General features: G+C 47.6%; 20 protein-coding genes. 10 read left to right on the top strand and 10 right to left on the bottom strand.

Translation table 11 applies throughout. The features are described 5' to 3' along the window. The first annotated feature begins 374 nt into the window (after positions 1 to 374). A complete protein-coding gene (locus ACO0KZ_RS05440; protein ID WP_422993528.1) occupies positions 375 to 1,730 on the top strand; it encodes a cytochrome-c peroxidase in 1,356 nt (451 codons plus the stop codon). Between the two features lie 103 nt (positions 1,731 to 1,833). Here the strand turns inward: ACO0KZ_RS05440 and ACO0KZ_RS05435 are convergent, their stop codons facing one another. Continuing rightward, on the bottom strand, positions 1,834 to 3,144 hold the full coding sequence (locus tag ACO0KZ_RS05435) for a dicarboxylate/amino acid:cation symporter (protein WP_422993526.1): 1,311 nt from the start codon (positions 3,142 to 3,144) through the stop codon (positions 1,834 to 1,836). 381 nt (positions 3,145 to 3,525) lie between these two features. Here ACO0KZ_RS05435 and ACO0KZ_RS05430 point away from each other — a divergent pair, with 381 nt between their 5' ends. Continuing rightward, positions 3,526 to 4,386 (top strand): GIN domain-containing protein, encoded by an 861-nt coding sequence (locus ACO0KZ_RS05430; RefSeq protein WP_422993524.1) that lies wholly within the window; start codon positions 3,526 to 3,528, stop codon positions 4,384 to 4,386. 116 nt (positions 4,387 to 4,502) lie between these two features. On the opposite strand, the gene ACO0KZ_RS05425 is transcribed toward ACO0KZ_RS05430, so the two are convergent. Beyond that, entirely contained in the window at positions 4,503 to 6,206 is a 1,704-nt protein-coding gene (locus ACO0KZ_RS05425; protein WP_422993522.1) for a sensor domain-containing diguanylate cyclase, read from the bottom strand. Between the two features lie 154 nt (positions 6,207 to 6,360). After that, positions 6,361 to 6,804 carry a hypothetical protein gene (locus ACO0KZ_RS05420; RefSeq protein ID WP_422993520.1) on the bottom strand — a complete coding sequence of 148 codons (444 nt, stop codon included), beginning with the start codon at positions 6,802 to 6,804 and terminating at the stop codon, positions 6,361 to 6,363. Between the two features lie 267 nt (positions 6,805 to 7,071). On the opposite strand from ACO0KZ_RS05420, the gene ACO0KZ_RS05415 reads away from it, so the two are divergent. After that, entirely contained in the window at positions 7,072 to 7,854 is a 783-nt protein-coding gene (locus ACO0KZ_RS05415) for a substrate-binding periplasmic protein (RefSeq protein ID WP_422993518.1), read from the top strand. A 61-nt stretch (positions 7,855 to 7,915) separates the two neighbouring features. On the opposite strand, the gene ACO0KZ_RS05410 is transcribed toward ACO0KZ_RS05415, so the two are convergent. Continuing rightward, entirely contained in the window at positions 7,916 to 9,955 is a 2,040-nt protein-coding gene (locus tag ACO0KZ_RS05410; RefSeq protein ID WP_422993516.1) for a primosomal protein N', read from the bottom strand. Between the two features lie 526 nt (positions 9,956 to 10,481). Next, positions 10,482 to 11,573, bottom strand: a complete 1,092-nt coding sequence (gene hemE / locus ACO0KZ_RS05405; protein WP_422993514.1) for a uroporphyrinogen decarboxylase — start codon at positions 11,571 to 11,573, stop codon at positions 10,482 to 10,484. Positions 11,574 to 11,934: 361 nt separating this feature from the next. On the opposite strand from hemE, the gene ACO0KZ_RS05400 reads away from it, so the two are divergent. Then, complete coding sequence (locus ACO0KZ_RS05400; protein WP_422993512.1) at positions 11,935 to 12,516, top strand: hypothetical protein; 582 nt, start codon at positions 11,935 to 11,937, stop codon at positions 12,514 to 12,516. A gap of 129 nt (positions 12,517 to 12,645) precedes the next feature. Continuing rightward, positions 12,646 to 13,044, top strand: coding sequence for a DUF6968 family protein (locus tag ACO0KZ_RS05395; protein ID WP_422993510.1), 399 nt, complete (start codon positions 12,646 to 12,648; stop codon positions 13,042 to 13,044). 258 nt (positions 13,045 to 13,302) lie between these two features. Here the strand turns inward: ACO0KZ_RS05395 and ACO0KZ_RS05390 are convergent, their stop codons facing one another. Beyond that, positions 13,303 to 14,019 (bottom strand): substrate-binding periplasmic protein, encoded by a 717-nt coding sequence (locus tag ACO0KZ_RS05390; protein WP_422993508.1) that lies wholly within the window; start codon positions 14,017 to 14,019, stop codon positions 13,303 to 13,305. A gap of 504 nt (positions 14,020 to 14,523) precedes the next feature. On the opposite strand from ACO0KZ_RS05390, the gene ACO0KZ_RS05385 reads away from it, so the two are divergent. The 5 genes from ACO0KZ_RS05385 (at position 14,524) to ACO0KZ_RS05365 (ending at position 16,434) form a co-directional block, all read left to right on the top strand. Next, the gene (locus tag ACO0KZ_RS05385) at positions 14,524 to 14,688 is read left to right on the top strand and encodes a hypothetical protein (RefSeq protein ID WP_422993506.1); all 165 of its coding nucleotides are present in this window, start codon (positions 14,524 to 14,526) and stop codon (positions 14,686 to 14,688) included. An 11-nt stretch (positions 14,689 to 14,699) separates the two neighbouring features. Further along, entirely contained in the window at positions 14,700 to 15,395 is a 696-nt protein-coding gene (locus ACO0KZ_RS05380) for a hypothetical protein (RefSeq protein WP_422993504.1), read from the top strand. 130 nt (positions 15,396 to 15,525) lie between these two features. Then, complete coding sequence (locus tag ACO0KZ_RS05375) at positions 15,526 to 15,756, top strand: addiction module protein (protein ID WP_422993502.1); 231 nt, start codon at positions 15,526 to 15,528, stop codon at positions 15,754 to 15,756. Continuing rightward, positions 15,756 to 16,055 (top strand): type II toxin-antitoxin system RelE/ParE family toxin, encoded by a 300-nt coding sequence (locus tag ACO0KZ_RS05370; RefSeq protein ID WP_422993500.1) that lies wholly within the window; start codon positions 15,756 to 15,758, stop codon positions 16,053 to 16,055. The genes ACO0KZ_RS05375 and ACO0KZ_RS05370 overlap by 1 nt, the downstream gene beginning before the upstream one ends. Positions 16,056 to 16,101: 46 nt before the next feature. Next, complete coding sequence (locus ACO0KZ_RS05365) at positions 16,102 to 16,434, top strand: hypothetical protein (RefSeq protein ID WP_422993498.1); 333 nt, start codon at positions 16,102 to 16,104, stop codon at positions 16,432 to 16,434. Between the two features lie 67 nt (positions 16,435 to 16,501). Here the strand turns inward: ACO0KZ_RS05365 and ACO0KZ_RS05360 are convergent, their stop codons facing one another. The 4 genes from ACO0KZ_RS05360 to ACO0KZ_RS05345 form a co-directional block, all read right to left on the bottom strand. Continuing rightward, positions 16,502 to 17,851: a GH1 family beta-glucosidase gene (locus ACO0KZ_RS05360; protein ID WP_422993496.1), complete on the bottom strand. Its 1,350-nt coding sequence runs from the start codon at positions 17,849 to 17,851 to the stop codon at positions 16,502 to 16,504. A gap of 21 nt (positions 17,852 to 17,872) precedes the next feature. Continuing rightward, positions 17,873 to 19,180: a sugar MFS transporter gene (locus ACO0KZ_RS05355; protein ID WP_422993899.1), complete on the bottom strand. Its 1,308-nt coding sequence runs from the start codon at positions 19,178 to 19,180 to the stop codon at positions 17,873 to 17,875. Between the two features lie 404 nt (positions 19,181 to 19,584). Beyond that, on the bottom strand, positions 19,585 to 22,125 hold the full coding sequence (locus ACO0KZ_RS05350; RefSeq protein WP_422993494.1) for a glycoside hydrolase family 3 N-terminal domain-containing protein: 2,541 nt from the start codon (positions 22,123 to 22,125) through the stop codon (positions 19,585 to 19,587). A 599-nt stretch (positions 22,126 to 22,724) separates the two neighbouring features. Beyond that, positions 22,725 to 24,101, bottom strand: coding sequence for a GH1 family beta-glucosidase (locus ACO0KZ_RS05345; protein WP_422993492.1), 1,377 nt, complete (start codon positions 24,099 to 24,101; stop codon positions 22,725 to 22,727). Between the last annotated feature and the right edge of the window lie 7 nt (positions 24,102 to 24,108).

Below are 24,108 nucleotides of genomic sequence, written 5' to 3'. Positions count from 1 at the left end.
TCATAAAGGAAAGTCTATGTAAATCAAATACATAAAAACAGCCTTTGAGAGATATTCAAGATAACCAAAAACCAAAACGGTCATGATGTTTTCGAAATATCTCGCACCTCAGGAAATTCAAACTAGTGCAGTCATGTATTGCGGATGCTACCCGCCCCGCCGATCTAATGTACATAGTTGCTCGACCGATCTGCCGCGCAGCCTGCACCTGACCTACATGACTAATGACCAAAAATCGAAGTATCAGGCGAAATCTCCCAATACCGGAAAAAGTTCATTTTTCCTTCACAATTAGCTCCTACCATTGACTCATGGCAACTTTAACGCAAGTTGCCAATCGCAACTTTGCGAATCATTGAACTTTTGGAGGCTCTATGTCGACAGTCAGCAAACCCGCATCACGAATGGCCAACAATCCGAATCGTCATCTGTTTCGAGCACTTGGGCTTATCACTTTGAGTGTTGTCCTGATGTCGATAGGCTATCCCGTATTTGCCCAAGCCCAATTACCAAACGCAAATCCAGCGGCAGCGCTGACGCGGCTTGAGAGTTTGGGGCAAAGAATTTTCACTGATCGCAATCTCTCTGTACCGGCTGGCACTTCGTGCGCCAGCTGCCACACGGCCAATACCGGTTTTGCTAATAACAATGGCTCTCGCATCGGCGTACCCCAGGGTAGCGTGCCGGGAGCACTCGGTTTACGTAATGCAATGAGCAATGCGTATAACAGTTTCAATCCGACGTTTTCATTCAAAACAAGCGCCGATGGTGTTGAAGCGATTGGCGGGCATTTTTGGGATGGCCGTGCCGATACGCTTGCGCTGCAAGCATTGGGTCCGTTCTTGGCTAGTGCGGAGATGAATAATCCTGATTCCAATGCGGTCGTTTTAAAAGTCGCGGCGGCACCCTATGCCGATATGATGAGAGCCGAATTTGGCAATACCATTTTTTCCAATCCGGTTCTGGCTTACCAAAAGATAGGCGTAGCCATCGCAGCCTTTGAATCGACCATAGGCCTGCAATCTTTTAGCTCGAAATACGATGCGATGATCCAGGGAAAAGCGACGCTCGCCCCCAACGAAAATCGCGGCATGGCACTGTTTATGGATCCGAAAAAGGGTAATTGTGCGGCGTGCCATTTGATGAATCCGAATTCCAAAAATCCTAAAGATTCCTTATTCACCGAATTCACTTACTACGCACTGGGTGTGCCTCGCAACACTGCGATTCCACAGAATGCCAATCCCAGCTTTTTTGATCTCGGTATTTGCGGACCAGCACGCAGCAAACCTGCGCTCACATCCAACGTGCCATTGACTGTATCGATCGATGATTTCTGCGGCAAATTCAAAATGCCAAGCTTGCGCAATGTGGCGCAACGTCAGGCATTTATGCATAACGGATTCTTTAAAGATTTGCGCGATGTGGTGGCTTTCTACGCCACAAGAAATGCCGATCCACGTCGTTGGTATGGAGCTGCCGGCGTACCGAATGATTTACCCTTGGCGTACCAAAAGAATATTGTGAATGACAAAGCGCCATTGGACCGCCCGCGTTCTGCTGGACCGGCTTTGTCACCAGCAGAATCCGAAGACATTATTGCCTTCTTAGGGACACTCAGCGATGGCTTTGTTAATGGAGCACCTCCAACGACCACACCGACGCCACCTAATAATCCGAACACGCCACCTGGGCCTCGGGTTCCGCCTATCAATCCATTCGGAAAGTAGCGCAACACTGAATTTACCCTCCCTAGTACCATTCATATGCCCGCTTTATCGCGGGCATTCTTTTTACTTAAGTCTTGCCCAACACTCGCTTTAGTACGTGTTTTTATATGACCGCGCCCAGCTTGCTCTCGGCTGACGCAGGAATCACCACCGGGACCTCCGCAGCTTTACCCAATGCTTTATGCATCGCATCATGATCCAATTCACCTTCCCAATGTGATACCACTACCGTCGCAACACCGTTCCCAATAAAATTAGTCAAAGCGCGTGCTTCGGACATGAAGCGGTCTATGCCAAGAATCAAAGCCAAACCGGCAACTGGAATCGAAGGTACGACTGCCAAAGTCGCTGCTAATGTAATGAAGCCTGCACCTGTCACGCCCGATGCGCCTTTTGAGGTCAACATGGCGACACCTAGCATGGTTAATTGTTGCGTCAGAGTCAGTTCGATATTTAAAGCTTGTGCCACAAAGAGCGCTGCCATCGTCATATAAATATTGGTGCCATCCAGATTGAACGAGTAGCCAGAAGGAACTACCAGACCCACCACCGATTTGGAACAACCCATTTTTTCTAACTTACCCATCAGTGGTACTAAAGCAGATTCAGAAGACGAAGTACCGAGTACGGTCAGTAATTCTTCTTTGATGTAAGCAATGAAGCGGAAGATATTAAAACCGACCAACATGGAAATCGTACCCAAGATAATGACAATAAATAAGGCACAAGTGAGGTAAAAACTGCCCATCAAAGCGGCCAAAGGTTTCAAGGAAGCGAGGCCGTATTTACCGATAGTAAAAGCCATGGCTGCACCAGCACCAATCGGTGCCAACTTCATAATCACATTCATCATGCCGAAGAAGATATGCGATGCTTCCTCGATAAACATATGCACCGCTTGCCCAGTTTTACCCATGCGCATCATGGCGTAGCCGAACAAGATCGCTACCAACAACACTTGTAATAAATCGCCGGAGCCAGTGAAGGCATCGGTGAACGTTTTAGGAATGATATGGAGTAAAAAATCTATCGTGCTTTGATCATGCGCCGCCTTGGCGTAGGTGGCGACCGCTTTGCCATCGAGCGTGGCAGGATCGACATTAAAGCCAGCACCTGGCTTTAAGACATTGACGACAATCAGGCCGATGGCTAAGGCCAACGTAGAAACGACTTCAAAATAGATCAAGGCTTTACCACCGACCCGCCCCACTTTTTTCATATCGCCCGCGCCAGCAATGCCGAGCACCACCGTGCAAAAAATCACCGGGCTGATCAACATTTTGACCAAAGCGATAAACCCATCGCCCAAGGGTTTCAATTTAACTGCATTAGCAGCATCAAGAAAACCAAAAAGTCCGCCGCAAAAAATGGCGAGTAATACCCAAAAATATAAATGTCCCGTGACGCGTTTCATGTCTCACTCCTGATTGATATTTGCCTTCGTCTGGCTTGGCGAATGACAGGACCTTAGCTTGAGTTATTTGATTTAAATCTTTTTGCTTGATTCATTTGGCCTGAATCATTTAGCTTAATTACAAACGCTATCAGCAACACACTCAATGTACTATCCTTGCACGCATTATCGGGAAGCTGTTTTGTAGCGTCTATTGTGGATAACCGCAAGTGCTGATAAAAAATCAATACAAAGTTCTTCAACACTCAGCGCTGGTTTTCTGCAGTTCAAACCACTCAGGCTGCAATTCGTCGCTTCTTGCTCAACAAGCGCATCGGGCTTGGTTAGAGTGCGTTCCTCAGTTTCAAACTCTCAGTAACCAAATTCATTAAAGGATCTACCATGCGTACCATTTTTGCTCTCTGCTCTATTCTGGCTTTTTCTGGCTGTGCCATCATTATTGCGCCTGACGGCAACGATGCTCGTTTTGAATCCGCATGGGGCAGCAATGCAGTAAAAGGCAACGGTGAGGTGACGACCGACAAGCGAGCTGTCACCGGCTTAAGCTCGCTGAACGTGAGTGGGCCTTTGCAAGTAGAAGTACGCGTCGGCGGCACGGCTTCTTTGGAAATTATTGGCGACAGTAATTTGGTGGGTCTGGTACAAGCGCAAGTAGCGGGCGATAGCCAGAAGATCTGGATAGACGATAAGTTCTACAGCGGCAATCCCATCCGTGTGGTTTACACCGTACCGGTATTACAAGACGTTAGTTCTAATGGCTCCGGCCGTTTGATGGTCAATGGTCTCAATGGCGGCACCTTCAATTTGAAAAATAATGGCTCACGCACTGTCGTACTAGAAGGTCGCGTGACTCAACTGGATATTAGCTCCGTCGGCTCTGGCAGAATTAATGCGACGAATTTACAAAGCCAAGATACCAAAGTGCGCGTCCAAGGCTCCGGCTCGCTCAATCTCGGTCAGATCAGTGGCAATGAATTGAACGTCAGCGTACATGGTTCTGGCTCGGTCAATGCCAGTGGCAATGTGCGCAATCTGGTAGCGCAAACACATGGTTCTGGTTCAGCGGAGTTGTCTGCAGTAAAAAGTCTGACTGCAGATTTGGGTGTTTATGGCTCTGGTGATGTCAGTGCGGCGGTATCACAAAACGTGATTGCACAAAGCACAGGTTCAGGTCACGTGACTATTTACGGTAATCCTGCACAACGCAATGTGAATGGCAAACGGGTTAACTTTATCAACTAAGTATTCGAAGATTTTTAAAGGACGCGCTGCAATTGAGCTTAGTTAAAGTTTTACTGGCTCAATCCACAGCGCGTCGTAACCGCGGCGCACAGCTGTTTGCAAATGGAGCGAACTAACTAGTTAGGCGCCACCACGACCTGATTCCGACCATTCTCTTTTGCTGCGTACAAAGCGCGATCGGCACGCTTGACGACTTCATCATAGTCTTTGTCATCAACTCGGGACAACGCGACAGCAACACTCAAGGTAACCTGAGCACCTCCCGGCATTGCGTGTGCTTCGACTAATTTAGTAATTTTTTCTGCCAAAATAGTTGCACCAGTAAGATCGGTTTGCGGCAATACACCGATAAATTCTTCGCCGCCATAGCGCGCCACCAAGTCACTAGTTCTGACCGCCATCTTAAGTAGATCAGCAATCTGCCGTAAAACTTGATCGCCGATCGCGTGACCGAAACTGTCATTGACCTTCTTAAAGTAATCGATATCCATTAAGAGCACGCAATAGATGTTTTCCGTACGTAGCATTCTTAAATGTTCCTGCTGCAAATGCTCATTAGCGGACATGCGATTGCCCAAACCCGTTAAGGCATCTTGTCGAGCCAATAGCTCTAATTGCTGCGACAAAGATTCCCTCTCCAGGTTAGATTTTTTGAGTGCGAAAGTTCGCTCCTCGACCTTTTGTTCTAGCTGATCATTGAAATTTAATAACTCACGTTTGCGCTCAATTAACTTTGAGGTCATCGCATGCAAGGATGCAATCAGCATTTTTAACTCGTGGGTGCTGGAATGCACCTGCAACTCAGCGTGTTCATCACCATCGGCTATTCGTTTGGCGATGACCGATAACTGTTCGATCGGTGCACTAATCGCACGCGATAGCCAATACGCCAACAACATCACAACCACCGTAGCGATCAACCCTAGCAGCCACATTTTCTGACGTAACTCGCTGACATTTTTCAGTGCCTGTCCCACAGGTTGACGTACCAATACATGCCATAACTGTTGCGACTCACCATAAAGATTGATCGTAGTCCGGCTAGCCAAGTAGGCGTTCTGATCCGGCCAGTTCGACATTTGATAAGCTTGGTTCGTCATCGCTGGCGGCACGGTGATTTTTCCGATTGCGGAGAAAGGTGCCAACACCTCATTGTTTTTATTGGTAAGGAAAACCTCGATGCCATTGGCTTTGGCACCTTCAGGCAAATGACGTTGTATGATTTCATCCACCCAGCGCCAGTGCACATGCGCAGCCAATACACCACGGACTTTACCTTGCTCATCAAATACGGGTGCCGCAAAATCGACAAACCGCAATGGTTCCTGATTGGCGCTTGTAGCTTGGCTTGTGCTCAGATATTTACTTAATAAGGCCGCTTCATGCACATCACCAAAAAAACTCGTTTTTGAACCAAAGATAAACCAAGTGCGGGCAATGACATTCTCACCTTCTAATAAACCGTCCGAGCTTGCCTGCACTAGACCCTGTGCATCTGCCACGCCAACCCAGGCGTAATGACGATAGGTGTTCTTGGTACGATTTAAATTTTTTCGTATTTCATTGCTATTTAAGGGTGCTTGCATCAACAGCGGTGACTGCGCCAATAAACCGACTTCGCGTTGGCGTTCGCGCAGATTCTCAGAAATCGATATCGCAATAGCCTGTGCCAACTTTTGTACCGACTCCGCTTTGGTTTCTGTCATGCGCAAACTGACAAAATAACTGATATACAGCGAAACAGCGATACCAATAAGCAATGCGAGCGCGCCAAACAATAGCGTCAAACGAATTCGTAAACTACTCAATAGTCGCGCCATGATCTCTATGCCTGAATAATGGGATAGGGGAAAGTGTCACGCCATGATACGAGTTTCTTTAACAACTGTATTGCAAATTGTTCAGCATAAATAGTAACTAGGCATTAAAACAACATTCGCAATTGTGATTAACAATCACGGCTTAAAATTCGTCTCAACTATCCTGCACCTTATCTTCGGATAACACGCCCCGACTCATAAAAATGAGCAAAGTATGATGTGCACTTTGCCTTAATTTTTCCCATAAAGGCGAGTGCTGCAAAATACTTAATGGCGGCAAAGGTTGCACCAGATCCTGAGAAATCGCCTGCCAGATAGTTTGAAATTGACTAATCGCTAAGAGTTCGTCTTCTGAAAAAACGGGAGTGAGCAATTCTTTACGCCAATCAGGACTAACCCAGTCTGACCATTGTTGAATGATTTCGTTAGGTACATCCAGATCGGGTGACTGCTCTAAAAATGCCTGTTGAGCTGGAAACGAGGCGGCCACTTCCAGATATTCAATCAAGCGATTTCTGACACGTTGTAACATAACTCGGGCAAAGTCCTGATCCGCAGGACGCACATTGACTGGCTCAGATTGTGGTGAAGTGTCCATATTTTTGACAAAATTGCCCTATAAAATGCGAAGAAGCGACATCATACGCAAAAGTGAGTCAAAACAGCAAAGCGAGCTAGCACGCCCAATTATCTATGATGAGCAGGTTGAGCTAAGTCAGGTCGAAACCAAAAAGATGCCGAATAGAACCATTTTTTAAAAATAGCAAAGCAAGAATGTTATAGACTCTTAATTGCTCTTTTACATTGATCCGAACAAACCACCAACATTATGCTGAGCAATTTTTTTTCAGGCACAACACCAAAGATGCGCACCTCCTTGGTTCTAGCCCCTACTTTATTGGCATTAGCGCTACACAGCGCAGTCGCCTTGGCACAAAATAAAAGCGCTGCTCAGAAGCCAGTTCTAAAAGGGGTCACCAGTGCTGAAACCTATCCTTACAATTTTCAAAAAGACGGCCAGGTTCAGGGCTTAGCCTATGATGTCACCAAAACACTGGTAGAGCGAGCTGGATATCAGTTGCAAGTCGACATTGTGCCTTGGCCACGTGCGCTGCAGTTAGCACAAACCGAGGGCGGCACTATGATTTTCAGTGTGGCACGCACCGCCGCGCGGGAGAGGATTTACCACTGGATAGGGCCGATCACCACCAGCGAAGTCTGGCTTTATAAACTGTCATCGCGTGCCGACATACAGATTACCGAGCTGCGCGACGTTAATCCCTACCTGATAGGTGATATTGCGGGCAACTCCACCTTAAGCCTGATCAAATCCTTGGGCTATAGAGTCGACACCGCACCGTCCAATATTTCCAATTGCAATAAATTCAAAATCGGCAGGGTCGATTTAATCCCTTTTGATCCGAACGGCGTCGATACCTTCCTGCAAACCTGTGGCATCGATCCCCGCCAAGTCGAAAAAGTCTTACATCTACCTCGCGACACCGCGCTCTATATAGGACTCTCCAAAAACACACCCGCCGATCTCGTTACGCAATTACAGCAAGAATTCACCGCGATGACTAAGGATCAGACTTTGCAGAAAATTGTCCTGCGATGGAAGCAAACTCAGATGAATACCAAAAAGTAGTCTTGTGTATTTAGATTTAGTAATTACGGTGCGTACCATCTAAGAAACACAAAACACCAGTCTAAATATCCACAGGATCAATCTCAACACCCCACTTAACCCGCACTTTCATGCTGCGCAACTCGGCGATCCAGTCTTTTAAGAAGGCTTGCAAGGCGGGGCGGGAATTGGATTCGACCAGCAATTGGGCGCGTTCTACGTTATGGACACGCACCATGGTCATAGGAATCGGATCATTCATGGTAATGCCGACGTGCGCTTGCACGGGTTCGCATTGGCTGGCCATTTGCAGAAAAGCAATGGCGGTTTCAAGTTCGCGTGCCTCGGCGCGCAGCAAGGCTTGGTATATGAAAGGCGGCATGGCAGCTTGCTGACGCTCTTCTAAGAGATCATCAGCGAAGCGAGGATACTCGTGCGCCATTAAGGCGTGGTACAAGGGGTGATCGGGATAGCGGGTTTGAATTAAGACTTCGCTGAGATTACCGCCCTCTTTCTGCCCAGCTCGACCAGCGCGACCCGCGACTTGCATCAATTGGGCGAACAGGCGCTCGCTGGCACGGAAGTCTTGTGAGAATAAAGCGCTATCGGGATTCAGGGCCGCGACCAGAGTCAGATTCTTAAAATCATGTCCTTTCGCTACCATCTGGGTGCCGATTAAGATATCAACTTCGCCTCTATGCACGGTATCGAAGGCGGCTTCGGCACTGCCCTTTAAGCGGGTAGAATCGGCATCGATACGAAAAACTCTGGCTTCCGGGAATAGCGTTTTTAAGCCTTCTTCCAATCTTTGAGTGCCGCGTCCCAGCGGTTGCAGATCGACATTGCCACAAGTTGGGCAATTGCGTGGGATGCGTTGCTCCAATCCACAGTGATGGCAACGTAACTTTTTGTCCAGTTTGTGCATGACCAGATGCGCGGTACAACGCGTGCAATTGCTGATCCAGCCACAGGCATCGCAATGGATTACGGGTGCGTAACCGCGCCGATTTAGAAAAAGTAGTGATTGCTCACCCTTCTCTAAACGTAAGCGGATTGCTGTTACTAATCTTTGGGTCAAACCCTCGGACGGTTTTTCACGTTCGGTATTAACAATCTTAACAACTGGCAAAACCGCCGATTGCACAGCACGTTGACGTAACTCTAATTTGCGATATCGCCCGGCTTTGGCATGTTGCCAGGTTTCTAAAGAAGGCGTGGCTGAGCCCAATACGACCGGTATCGCTAATTGATGGGCACGCCATACGGCCAGATCACGTGCCGAATAACGCAAGCCTTCTTGTTGCTTATAGGAGGGATCATGCTCTTCATCAATCACGATCATTTTGAGATGCGGCAAGGATGACAAAATCGCCAGACGCGTACCCAGAACAATTCTTGCCTCACCAGTGTGTGCGGCTAACCAATGGAGTAGGCGCTCACCTTCGGCCATGCCACTGTGCAAAGTGGCGATTTGTATGCCCGAGAAACGCTGACGGATATTGCCTTCTAATTGCGGTGTTAAGTTGATTTCTGGCACTAAAATCAGAATTTGCGCCTGGCTATCACTTGCTAAAACCCGCGCCGCGGTTTGCAAATAAACCTCGGTTTTACCGCTACCGGTCACGCCATACAATAAATAACTGGCAAACCCAGCCGTACTGGCAATCGTTTCGACCGCGGCTTGTTGCTCGGCATTAAGGATAGGCTCTTGGTTCGGCGTCGCATCGTGTTCGTGCGCTAGCTGCAGTTTTGCCAACTTCTTCAGATTACGATCTAGCGAAGTCGCTTTTGGCACGCGCAGATTTTTAGGCAAAGCCGGAATCGCCACCTCACCCAAAGGACGCTGATAGTAATCAGCCGCAAAGCGGCACAGATCTATCCATTGTGGACTCAGCGACGGGCATTGATGGCGCACCGCCAATACCGTTTTGATCTTATCCGCAGGCACCTCGGTCTGCTGACTAATTCCCACAATCAAGCCAGCTATCTCTTGCCGGCCAAATGGCACCAAGGCAATCTGCCCGATCTCAGGGAGTGGACAGCCGTCTTCCGGCAGCCAACGGTAATCGAAGAGTCTGTCAAGGGGGGTGTCGAGTGCGATAGTGAGGTAAATGGGTTCCACGAACTTAATGTAAGGCTTGAGGTAATGCGCTAACTATCGGTTTCATAAGGTGTTTTTGCTCTATCCACAATTTCTGTGGATAACTTTGTGGACAAGAACATCTTGACAAGCGGGAGTGCTAGATTCTATGCGGGTTTCAACAAAATGCACAATTGCGATGCACAAAAAAATTCGTTTAAAAACAAAGACTTAAAAAAATTCACTTTAGGTAAAAAACAAATTTTCATATTATTTTTTTGCGTGTCTTTTTTTGTGAATAACTACTAAAAAATCTAGCTTCAAAGGTGACTTATCCACCGCAATAGTCTTGGCTTTTTAAGCAATTCATAGCGCTAAGCCGCATGCCCGCTACGTTTTGCACAGCAACATGATGTCATTACTATATATATGCTGAAAATTCTTGTTTTTTCGCCTAATTTTGAACCGATCGCCGAATACGACTTGAGCAAAATGAGGCGGCCAAAACACACAGGGAGTATTTTTTCTGTTGGCAATTTATAACAATTGAATTATTTCCATCAGTGGATTAACCTGCATTGCTACGCTGCTGACGGCTCACTTCATGCACGGTTTCCACCAATACTGTCACCGCATCAGGCGAGGTAAATTGAGAAATGCCATGTCCCAAGTTAAATACGTGACCATGACCTGCACTTGGTGTGCCGTAAGAATGCAAAGCAGCAGTGACTTCTTTGCGGATTTGATCGGGCTCAGCAAACAAGACTGCCGGGTCAAGATTACCTTGTAACGCCACTTTATCGCCAACGCGCGCGCGCGCCTGACCCAGATTCACAGTCCAATCCAAGCCCAAAGCATCGGCGCCGATATCCGCGATCTGCTCTAACCACAAGCCGCCACCTTTGGTGAACACGATGCACGGAATACGCTGCCCCTCTTTTTCGCGTTGCAATTTGCTCACCACTTGTTGCATGTATTTCAACGAGAAGCGCTGATAAGCCGCATCTGCCAGAGCACCACCCCAGCTATCAAATATCATCACCGCCTGCGCGCCAGCATCGATTTGCGCATTTAAATAGGTGGCAACAGCTTCCGCGTTCAAGCTCAGGATGCGGTCCATCAAATCGGGACGCTTGTACATCAAAGTCTTGATGCCATGAAATTCACGCGAACCCTGACCTTCGACCATATAACAAGCCAAAGTCCACGGACTGCCGGAGAAACCAATCAAAGGCACACGACCATCCAAGGTACGACGGATCTGCGTCACCGCGTCAAACACGTATTGCAGGCTGCCCTCTTCCGGTACTTTCAAGTCCATGATGGACTTTTCATCTTTCAAAGGACGTTCAAACTTAGGGCCTTCGCCTTCTTCAAAATACAGACCTAAGCCCATCGCATCCGGCACGGTCAAAATATCCGAAAACAAAATCGCCGCATCCAGCTTAAAGCGATCCAAGGGCTGTATCGTCACCTCGGTAGCAAAATCAGGATTTTTCGCCAAACTCATAAACGAACCCGCCCCTTTACGGACAGCACGATATTCCGGCAAATAACGCCCCGCCTGACGCATCAACCACAAAGGCGTGTAATCAGTCTCTTGACGCATCAAAGCGCGTAAAAAAGTATCGTTTTTAAGCGGAGCAAATTGGGTAGACATAGCGTACTTTCGTAGTGCGAATTAGGTAATCCGCTATTATCCCCGATCTCAACCCAAACCGCATACGTAAAATGTCAAAGCAGGTGCGGGTGGTGGGCTGAAGACTACGGATAAACAGCGTGACGACGCTAATCACATCAGCAAAATTGTTTGCTTGACGCGAGCAAACGACTTGATAGAATGGCCATCTTTAATGCTGACACTGTTCAAAGAAATTTTAATATCGTTGAAGTTAACGAAACTTAGTGAAAAGCGCCTATCTACGACGGTTTCATGGAAGGTATATGAAAAGTAATATGCGTCAAACGCCTTTTTCGCCCGTCATTTCACCATCGATAGCTAGTTCAGCTCCAACATCAATATGAATACTATTTTCGAACTACCTCGGGGAATCTATGGGGCATATGATAATTCGGGTATTACCTTCACACCTGTGGCTGGCTACAAAATGGAACTTGTTTCCGACCAGAAGTGGACGCATGTTTTTCGCGTAGCATGTTCGGTGGAGTATCTCGACACACTAATTAGAGCATTGATCGACGTCTGTCTTCCTGAGTCAATCTACGCAATTCTCTGCGGTCATTGGTTCGATGACAGGATCGACACTTATCTAAGCGACTTTATGTCGTGGCCTCAGATCGTGGAGGTATTTTCTCCGCATCTACCATTGCTCCTCCATGATGGAATGGTTGGGTACGGCTTCGCATGCTACAACGTCGATCGCCACGAGGAGATATTTCTCGACGACCACAAGGAGTTAACGATATTGACCTCAGTCCCGTTTGCGGTGGCAGAAGTTTTATCGTTTCATGGTCTGCCCCGCAATGATAAACTTGAGTTTCTTAGTGAGCATGCTCATGCCCACGTAAATCTCGGCGGTCAGGATGCGACTTACTGTCACCAGATTATTCAGGAACTCCGCATGGAGAAGGTCCATCGCTGAATATCAGAAGAGGTTATTTGGACTTGAGCAAGATGCAACAACTTTTAATAGAATCTCAAACCAATCCCAGCTGAACAAATCATTCCAGCACACGCCTGACGGCGCCCCGACACCTAGACGTTAAAACTCATGATCAAGTTGACTAAATCTCGAAGCCGCCGTCTTAGAAAAAAACTGCATGTTGGAGAGTTTCAAGATCTTGTTTACCCAATCGAAGAGGCAATTGCTGATCGAACTATCGAGTTTACCCGTGCTGATGGTCAAGTTGATAGTACTGAGATATTTTTATGGTATCCGATTCAGTTTGGTCCACATCATTGGCGTTGCCCCTTTCTAATACGGTCGCGATTTTTTGAAAAAAGTACCTACACTGCGGGATGTGACTCAATGCAGGCACTTATACTTGCGTTACACTCGATTCCGAGTCATTTGACTGCTCTAGCAAGAAGGCATGATGGAGTTTTTAGCTATTTCGAATCTGATGATTTGGGCTTTCCAAACTTTTGCGAGCACTCCAACAAGCTTTAACTGGTCGCTCAACTCGAAGTCCGAGCGTATGTGCATTTCGTGGCACGTATTTTTTCAATCAATCGCTCTTCGTTTTTTGTTCAGCATGCGCTGTGCCGGCACGTATGCACCGTTATTTTCCTGGCAGTAGCAGGGCTTTAGGCTATGTTGTTTTCAAACCGCAAACAGCACTACATAACACTATCCACAAATTAAGCGTCGTGCGATTCATTAGAAAATTTCACGCTGAAGTAAGCCATCGCTGGCGTGACCTGTTTTTTACTTTTTGGGCGTGTCTGGCTTCCAAGTCTTACAGATTTTTTGCAGTGACTTATCTTTAACCATACTCTCAAAGGCAGCGTTGACGCGACGGATAAACTCTGCCGGGGTACTTTTACCGAAAGCGAAATAGAGCGCGGTGTCACGTGGCACTTGCACGGTCTTTTCGATCTCAGCCATACTGAGATCGCAGCTGCGGGCAAAATCTTCCACGCCATCAGGATCAAAAGGAATTAGATCAACCCGGCCCACTTTAAATTTCCTGCAATTCGATGGCATAGACGGTGCTGTATCGACTTTAATGCCAAGGTGCGCCAACACCGGAATGCTCGCATTGTTGGCTTCATCACCGACCAGATAATGACGAGCATCTTCCAGCGTGCGAACCTCAATTTCGGTACGTCGTTTCAATTTGTAAAGCCATTCTTCACTGTGGGTGACTGGACCTATCCAATAGTAATTTTTTTCACGCGCAGGGATCTTTGCCACAGTAAATAGCATCACTGAAGTTTGGGTTTGTGCGGTATGCAAAGCACGTGTCCAGGGCAACACTTGAATGTCCAAACGCATGCCTAGACGTGCAGCTAGCTCTTGTGCCACATCAACGCTCAATCCTTGCACACGTTGGTCTTTGACAAAGTTATAGGGGAAATTAATGTCACCTGTCACCACTTTCAAGACTTGTCCTGGCGCAGCCAAACCATATTGCATTGACATTAGCAATAAAGTAAAACATGCGAACGAAACCCGTTTTGACAAATGAACTCCAAAATGAATTGAATTGGATAAATTGACAAACTAAGCATGGAATTGATTAGACAAGCAAAGGAAAAATACCATATTTCCCCGCGGTCAAATCGTTTAGAGTCCAAGAATAAAGGAGCCTGAACCCATGCCATGAATTGCTAAGGCACATTGTATAGTTAAGTAAGTCAAAGCCTCAAGAACATCGGCGTTTCAGTTCGAAAATGCGAGGCTTTGTGGGTGCTAAGCCTAGCTTAATTGCAGGTTCGCATCAAATCAATTAGCAAGATAGGTTTAGTACAATGGAGTCTCAATAAGAGGGAAATGCGCTGAGTGGGATGAGGCAAATGTTCTGATCAAGACCCTGCATACAAATTGTAACTAGGTAAATCACAATACAGTGCGCTATTTCTCGTTGTAATATCAAGTGCTTTTTATTTTTTCATCACTTAACCCTACTATAAAATTGAAGTTGACATGAGCGAAAACCAAGCAATTGAGACAATGAGTGATAGTCAGTCATTAATTGATCGTGCAAAAAACACGATTCTACTTTCGCGTATCAACGAAGCAGAAGACGCTAGAAATTTTATGAAATCGAGTCTTAAATTTGAGCCGTTCTCAATGGCGGTACAAAACTAGTTGGAGACATCATGGCATTTGCAAATCGCGTTTTATCGTCCTTGTTGCTCGGTCTTTTCATACCGATGGCCTCGGCAGTGAACAACATTCCAACCGAGATCATGCAGGTCGGTACTTTCCATGGTGGTGAAGTGCCTAACGTCGCGGGCAGAAATTGGTTCGCCTTGATGGTCGATGGTGAGCATGCGGAATTGAAGACCGCCGCGCCTAAAATCAAAACCGTGTTTGACGGCATCATGGACGATGAAAAAAACAAAGCCTCGTACTCGGGTAAGCAGGTTGAGATGAAAGGTCCAGAACCATTTATGCTGATCAGAAGAGAAGGTCTGAAAACTGGCGTCATAAAACAAGCCAGCATTAGCGCCACAGACAACGGTCAAACAATTGTTTTCGACAACGCCAAATACACGGTGCAACACCAATGCCAGAAGAAAGGCAAAGGCGAAGAATTTCAAGCATGCAAAGTCTACCTCGTCGGCAACGGCATAAACCAATGGTTAGGTAATACCATGGAAAATGGCGAGAGCGATTTCGCCGAAACGATTAGCGTCTCGTGGGCTGGCGACATTGACCGCGACGGTAAGATCGACCTCATCATAGAAAAATCTCGTTACAACAATTCGGACACCGTTTTGCTGTTGTCGTCAGCAGCGAAAGCTGGGAGGCATATGCTTGAGGTTGCTAAGTTGTCTCGGCAAGGGTGTTGAGGTTGCGTTCAAGATTTGAATCTGAATTTTTTAACAGGTTAAGGAAGCCGATCATCCATCCTCAATTCGGATGAACTATTTAAGTGACGTATAATCATTTGTGTTTTATGCCTCCCTGAAGGAGAACAATATGTCTTTAAACTTATTAGAGCTAGAGCAAAAAGCCTCTCAGTTATCGGCTGACGAAAGAGCCGAGTTTGCTTTGTTTTTACTTGAAACGCTAGAACCAGCGGATTCGGGTGATATCGAGAAAGAATGGCAAATTGAGGCGGAGTCAAGATTAGCCGAAATCAAACGTGGGGAAGCTACATTAGTATCTGCAGATGTGGTCTTCGAAAATTTGCATCGTCGACTCAATTGATGCTAGTTAAGTTTCATTCTGAAGCTGAAGCAGAGCTAACTGAAGCTGCTTTGTTTTATGAAGATAAAGTAGTCGGTTTGGGTAAATCGTTTGTAGCCGATGTGCAAAACGCAGTAGCGTTTATTCAGACCCGCCCAGAAGCACCACCGCGCTTTGGTCCATTGCTCCGGAAATTTGTCGTCAGACGATTTCCTTATTCAATCATTTACCAGCATGAGGAACAAGGTATTTTCATATTAGCCGTTGCCCATAACAAACGACGCCCTGGCTATTGGAAACTTCGACAAAGTTCTCGTTAAGCTAAGCACCTCCCTGAGTGCTTTGCACCTGTCCTTTAAATGTCAAATGAAAGAATACAAGATGAGAAGCAGCCGTAATATTGGATTGTTATTTGCAGCATGGTGCATAGTCGGACCGTGTGCTGGCGCCCTAGCTTCTTTCGCTGTCTTTTTTTTACCTATAATCTTCGGACAGTCTATGGAAAGTATGGTCGGTTGGGGATGGATCACAGGGATACCTGCAACTGTTACAGGCATCTTTTCTGCTGGAAAAGCTTGTACTTTATTCCTTGATTTTTGGAAATTACCAGGTTCAAAACAATCAGCGTTTTCGGCTGGAATTCTGATTGCTATGGTTACGTATTTCGGTATGTTCGTTATAATTTCTTTCGAGCACTAATCAAAGACGGCCGATAGTCGAAGTGTCTACAGTGGTGGTGATATGGGTAGGCATGCGGGCGTAAACCTCACCCCCCCAGTCCCCGAAACTTCTGCACAAACCCCTTAAACCAAATCGCACTATCCTTCCAAATTCGACGCTGACTCACATAGTCGACATAGATCAAGCCAAAACGGCGCAGGTAGCCTGAATTCCATTCGAAATTATCGAGCAGGCTCCAGTAGAAGAATCCCTTAATGTTCACACCTGCGGCGATGGCTTTGGCGACTTCTTGGAAGTGGCGTTGCATGTAATCGATACGAGGGGTGTCGTGGATTTGTTCACCTTCTAGTTGGTCGGCGACTGCCATGCCGTTCTCCGTGATGAAAATCGGTGGTAGTCCTAGGTCCTTGTACTCTTCATGTATGCCGATCAAGAGGCGGCTTAGGCCTTCTGGATAGATTTCCCAGCCCATATCGGTTAAACCGAGTTTGGCTTCAGGCAAGCGCGGTGGGGTTTCGGTGCTGACGTAGGCACGGAAATAGTAATTCACGCCCAGAAAATCTAAGGGCTGATGTATCGCTTGCAGATCGCCGGGAGCGACTAAAAATCGAGATTGGTCGATTTTGGCGAGTGCTAATGCTGGATAGCGTCCTCGAAAAATCGGGTCCATAAACCATTGTACTGAACGTGCATATTCCCACGCGGCGGCGGCACGGTCGGCTTCACTGTCGGTGGCGGGATCGGCGGTCCATTGATTTAAGACTATGCCTAGTTTGGCTTTTTTGTTTTGGGTGCGCATCGCTTGTATCGCGAGACCATGCGATAACAAAAGGTGGTGCGAGACCTGCAAAGCGGCGACTTCGTCCTTCACACCGGGCGCAAATTGACCGTTACCATAACCGAGATTGGCGGTACACCAAGGCTCATTATGAGTGGCAATACTGGCTAGTTGATCACCAAAGCGTGCTGCCATTTCTTGTGCGTAGCGGGCAAAATGCACGGCGGTATCGCGATTGAGCCAACCACCCTGCTCTTGCAAAGCTTGCGGCAAATCCCAGTGATACAAGGTCATATGCGCACTGATATTCTTTTGCGCTAAGGCGTTGATCAGGCGCGCATAAAAAGCCATGCCTTCTTCGTTCCAGGCACCGCTGCCATCGGGCTGCACACGTGACCACGATACCGAAAAACGATACGCATCAACGCCAAGATTCGCGATATGTTCGACATCTTCGGCATAACGATGGTAGTGGTCGCAAGCCGCGTCACCGCTGCTGTCATCGAGTATCTTGCCGGGCGTGTGGCTAAAAGTGTCCCAGATCGAGGGTGCTCGACCGCCTTCATTGGCGGCGCCTTCAATTTGGTAAGCACTGGTGGCAACACCCCATACAAATCCGGCGGGAAATTGTTGAGCTAAGGCTGTTTGTTCCGACATAGCGCTGTCCTTGATTGATTTTCAGAATGCAGGTTTATCGTACATACCGGCATATTTCACGCCAAAATAGAAGATGAACAAGTAGCAAGCGGCGGGTACAAAGAACGACCATTGCAGACCAATTTGATCCGCCAAAAATCCTTGGATAAAGGGCACAATCGCACCACCGACAATCGCCATACACAAGACGCCAGAGCCTTGTCCTGTGAATTTTCCCAAGTCTTTTAAAGCCATACTGAAAATCGTCGGGAACATGATGGAATTACATAAACCTACGGCGATAATCGCCCACATCGCCACACTGCCACTGGCAAAAATGGCTGCCGAAATCAAAGCTATAGAACAAGCGGCATTAAAGGCCAAAGCTTTACCAGGACTCACTTTACGCATCACGACAAAACCGATGAATCGCCCCACCATCGCGCCACCCCAGTAGTAGCTCACATAGTGTGCAGCATCAGCCGCGCTCAAATTAGCAACCTGACTTTCGCCTAAGAAGTTAATCAAGAAACTGCCAATACTAACTTCGCCACCTACATATAAGAAGATACCAATCGCGCCTAAGATCAAATGCTTATGGGAAAAAATCGAGGTATGCTGACTTGACTCAGAGCTGCTGATTACGAGCTCCTCTTCATGCGAAATTTTTGGCAAGCGTGCCAGTGCAAACAGAATCGCCAGAGCTAGCAACGCTGCTGCCAAGGCCAGATAAGGACCTTGTACTGCTGCAGCTTCTTTTGCTCTGTGTGCCAATTGTTCGGCGGCAGGTAAGGCTTCGAACTGTGCCGCAGTCAGCACCACACCGGAGAGAATTAAGAACCCGCCTAAGGCAGGTGCGATAGTAGTGCCAAGAGAATTAAATGCTTGAGTTAAAGTCAACCGACTTGACGCCGTTTTTGCATCGCCTAATACCGTGACATAAGGATTTGCTGCTACTTGCAAAATCGTGATGCCGGAAGCCAGAACAAAAAATGCCAGCAGAAACAAACCGTAACCGCGCGTGGCGGCGGGATAGAACAAAGCGCAACCGATAGCGGCAATCACCAAACCCGCTACGGCACCACTTTGATAACCTATCCGCTTAATCAAAATTCCTGCTGGCCAAGACACAATAAAATAGGCCCCAAAAAAACAAAATTGCACCAACATCGCTTGCACATAGGTCAAGGTGTAGATGGACTTCAAATGCGGGATTAAGACATCGTTCAAGGAGGTTAGCAAACCCCACATGAAGAACAATAGGGTGACGATTACCAAGGCGGAATTATTGTTTTTAACCACACTACTCACTTCACCATCGACCCGGTGGGGGATGGCATTGCTACCCATTTGACTTGCCATGTTGTGTCTCCTTATTTTTTTGTTTTGTTGTTTTGTTTGTTGTTTGGTATTGCGTCGTTTTTTGAAGATCTTGCACTACTTAGTGCCTATTTATTGTCATGGCGGACTTGATCCGGTATCTAGAATTCACCTTTAGGCTTGTCAATCCTAGATGCCGGATCAAGTCCGGCATGACAGTTAACTTATGTTTCTGTATCTTCAGATTTCATTAGTTCAATCAATACTCGTAGGGCGGGTGCAACCCGCGCGGTTCCTAGGTCGAGCTCGCGTGCAATACGTTGTGGCGGCGCGGGTTGCACCCGCCCTACTTTTTTTGCTCGACGTTTGAATGCTTCCTGAACCACCCTCACCCTAGCCCTCTCCCGCTTGCGGGAGAGGGAATCCGAAATCATTTACTTCAAGCTCGCGCAAGAGAGAGCATCTGCATCTTTTGCGGCACCTGCGACGATTTTGATATCGGCGAAAGCTGCTACAAAACTGGCATCGGTGCTGACGTTAAATGGTGTTTTGACTTTACGCATATCGACGCCTAAAGCACTGAAGCAGGACAGGGGAATCTTCACCGTCTTAGGGCCAGCACCTGCTATGTTTTTGAAAACAGAGCTGAGGTCGAGGCTCGCTGTGCAGGTATCACCACATTCCATCGTCATGCCAACTCTGCCAGCAGGTGCGGTTTGTACTTGGGCTAAGAATTGCAATGCGCCTTCTGGTACCAGATTGGCTGGGATAGGCGTGGCGAATGCCGCTGCCGCTTCAAAACGTCCTTTACCAGTCCAGCTGATTTGCTTTCCGCTGACCGCGCCAACTTGTACGGTTTTTGCGGCGACGGTGTCGTCAGGTTTGTTTAAAGCCAGTTCATTACCTAGCGTGACTTTGCGTTTTCCTGTGGTCACTGAAAGTGGATAGCTAGTCTGGTCTTGCGGATTCGAGATGACCAGACTAGACGCGACATTGCAAGCGGTGCTGGTATCTTCAGGCAAAAGCGCCATGCGTGGTACTTTGCCGTAGCGCAGGCCATAGCCATACTTAAACAAAGTTTCGCTGCCACCTGTTGCTACGGCTTGAGTTAAACATGCTTTCGCTGGCCAAGAGAATGACAAACGACCTTTGATAGGATGCGCCACTTTAGCTTGCGCATTTTTGAATAAGACATCGGCAACGCCTTTGCCTTCAGTACCTGGTAACCAAGCAGCGACGAAACTATCAGATAGATTCAGCAAATCATTGGCATACACGGCACGACCGCTCAACAATAGAGTGACTACTGGTTTACCTTTGTTAGCGACTTTTTTCAGAACTGCTAAATCTTCTGGAAACTGTTGGCTGTGACTCAAACCACGACTGGCGGCCACATCACCAAAACCTTCGGCATACGGTGTTTCACCCAGCACGGCGACGACCACATCAAATTGGGCGACATCGACATCATCTCCGTTAGCGCTGTAATGCACGTTGACAGCGCCAGCGGCTTCTTTAATGCCAGTCAATAGTGTATCGCCAGGTGTGTAATCGGTTTCTTTGTTCTCTGTACCTTGCCAAGTAATAGACCAGCCGCCGGATTGATTAATCATGCTATCGGCGCTCTTGCCGACAACCAGAATTTTTTTGCCGCGTGCCAATGGTAAAACACCGTCATTGTTCTTCAACAGCACCAAGGATTCACGCACCGCTTGACGTGCGATATCCCGTGCTTGCAGCGCTTCTTGTTTACCTGCATATTGATTGTCAGATGGCTTTTTGCCGAACAGACCAGCGCGTAATTTGACGCGCAAAATACGACTCACCGCATCATCGATACGCGCCATAGGAATCTCGCCACGTTCCACTTGCGCGATGGTATTGGCGATAAAAGATTTCCAATTATCTGGCACCATCACCATGTCGATACCCGCATTAATCGCTTGCGGACAGCTATCGTTACTACAACCAGGCACTTCGGCGATACCATCCCAGTCCGACACAACAAAACCATCGAAGCCCATTTTGTCTTTCAAAGCATCCGTCAAGAGTGCCTTGCTGCCGTGCATTTTGCCGTAATTCACATTGCCTGCCACGTCATGCCAACTGTTATACGACGCCATGACAGTCTGCGCACCCTCAGCAAACGCACCGTAGTAGCCTTGTGCATGCTGGTTCAACATCTCGCTCAAGTTCGCTTTGTTGACACCTCGATCTACGCCTTTGTCTGTACCACCATCGCCGATGAAATGCTTGGCAGTAGCGACCACATTCTTGTCATCCTTAAATTTACCTTGTAAGGCTTTGACGTACACAGCACCATATTCTTTGACCAGTCGTCCATCTTCAGAAAAACTCTCATAAGAACGTCCCCAGCGAGCATCACGTCCGACCGCGAGCGTCGGAGCGAAGACCCAAGCAATACCCGTGGCGCGTACTGCTTTGGCGACTTGTTCAGCCATCTGTCCTATCAGTTTAGGATTGCGTGCGGCACCTAGGCCTATGTTATGTGGAAACAAGGTAGCGCCAACTACATTGCTATTGCCATGAATCGCATCAATGCCCCAAATCACCGGCACTTTGTCCACCATATCGGTACTCATTGAGGCTGCGTAGTATTGATCCGCTAAGCTAACCCAGTCGGCAGCGGTTGAATATTTGTTCATCTTTGGCCAGCTGCCGCCACCATTAAGCACTGAGCCGAGATAGTATTTACGCACATCATCTGGTGTGATGAATTTGATTTCGGGCTGCGTCATTTGCCCGACTTTTTGCGCCAGCGTCATGTGGCTGACCATCTTGGCGATCTTCGCTTCCATTGCTGGATCTTTGGCGATGGCGCTCTTGATGTGTGGCCAATCTTTGATGGCGGTATTAGTGCTGGCGTTTGTGCTGGCAGCGCTTACTGTGTTATGTAATCCTGCGCTACACAGCACCGCTAGAGCGAGCTGCACGCTGGTCATTTTTTTTGTCATTAGTTTCACTTTTTGTCTCTCTGATTAGTTTTCTAATATCTTAGTTTTAAGGCTCAATTCTTTACTCGATCTTGTAAGGCGGCTGCAACCCGAGCTGCTCAAGTTCGTAAAGGCTAATCGGCGCGGGTTTCACCCGCCCTACGAACTCCATCACCGTCATGCACCGTAGTTCTACATTTCATACTTGTGTCCATAACGCAGCCCGCTTGCGGGAGAAAAGACTTCAACAAATACAATTTTCAAGCAAATTCAGAAGTCTTTTGAACCTCTTAAGCACCAATTGGTAACGTTTCCGTTTTATTCTAAATGAATTTTGGAAACGTTACCAATTATTTTTAAAAAATGTTTTGTGGATGTGAAAGAGATACAACTTAGGGGCGAAAAGCCGGGAGAAATAGCATGTGTACAAGGCATATTATCGGGCAAAACTGATATTTAGAATGCGAGGCGAACGGCGCATCAAGTTGTGTTGATTGCCATTCGCCTCCACTCTTGCTTACTCCTCCCCCCCGGGAAAAGTAGTGCATAAACCCTGGTGCAGCAAATCCACATACCGGACTGGTTAATAATCGCATGCTGCGATTACCCATTTTGCAATACTACTTATTTTGATTCAAAAACGCGCTGAACCAACGTCCGCTTTCTTTCACTGTGCGTTTCTGCGTAACAAAATCGATATACACCAAACCAAAGCGGCGTAAATAACCTTCTGCCCATTCAAAATTATCCATCAGGCTCCAGGCAAAATAGCCGCGCGCATCGACGCCTTCTGCACGCGCCTGTTTCAAAGCATCCAGATGACGCATGAAATAATTGCGCCGTTCTGTATCGCAAACACTACCGTCTACCTCGACCTGATCATCATAGCTGGAACCATTTTCGGTCAAGAAAATCGGGATTTTAGGATAATCATTTTTGATGCGTACTAGCAATTCACGCATACCATCTGGCGCTACTTCCCAAGCAAAACCGGTGCGCTCACGATCTGGCAGTACGACCAATTTAGTATGTAAGGGTGGTACTTCAGGCGCATCGGCAATCGTTTCAGGGAAGTAGTAATTCACACCCAGAAAATCGATCGGCGTGGCGATGACTTCGAGATCGGTTGCCTCGATGTCAGGTAGATCCGCCGCACAATGTTCGAGGATATCGGCGGGATAACCACGTCCAAAAAGAGGATCAAGAAACCAACGATTACGCAAGCCATCGTGACGCTGCATTGCTGCCATATCTTCAGGCGCATCACTCGCGCTGCGCAGAGGATGCAAACTCAATGCTATACCCACTTGTGCCTGGGCGGCATTCGATTTGATCAGAGGGACCGCCAAACCATGGGAGAGTAAAACGTGGTGACAAACTTGCAATGCGGCTTTGAAGTTTTGCTGACCCGGCGCATGCATACCATCCCAGTTGCCATGCATGGCTGTGCACCAAGGTTCATTGTGCGTGATCCAATGTTTGACTCTATCACCTAAGTGCCGGGTGGTCGCATCCACAAACTCTAAATAGGCATCTACGGTCGCACGGCGCTCCCAGCCGCCCAAATTTTGTAAGTACTGTGGCAAGTCCCAATGATAGAGTGTGGCCCAAGGTTGTAAGCCGCGCTCTAGCATGCCATCCACCAGGCGCGAGTAGAAATCGAGTCCACGTTGATTGGGCTTAGCACCTAGCTCAGTGATGACTCGCGGCCAGGCAATCGAAAAACGATAGGCGTTCATTCCAAATTCTTGAGCGAGATCCAGATCTTCTGGCCAGCGATGATAGTGATCACAGGCGACACTGGCATTGCTGCCATCGCGAATCTTGCCCGGCTGTTGACAGAATCTGTCCCAGATTGACTCGGCACGTCCGTCCAACCCCGCACCGCCCTCAATTTGAAACGAAGAAGTCGAACAACCCCAGGCAAAATCCGCAGGAAAGTCATCACGCGCTAGCGCTGGTTGTGAGGGAAGTACCATAGTAGAGAGATTAGTCATAATATGC

Source organism: Undibacterium sp. Di24W (assembly GCF_049340325.1).
Taxonomy (GTDB): Bacteria; Pseudomonadota; Gammaproteobacteria; order Burkholderiales; family Burkholderiaceae_D; genus Undibacterium.
Note: the sequence above shows the minus strand (reverse complement) of the source record. Positions and strands in the feature narration are given on the sequence as shown.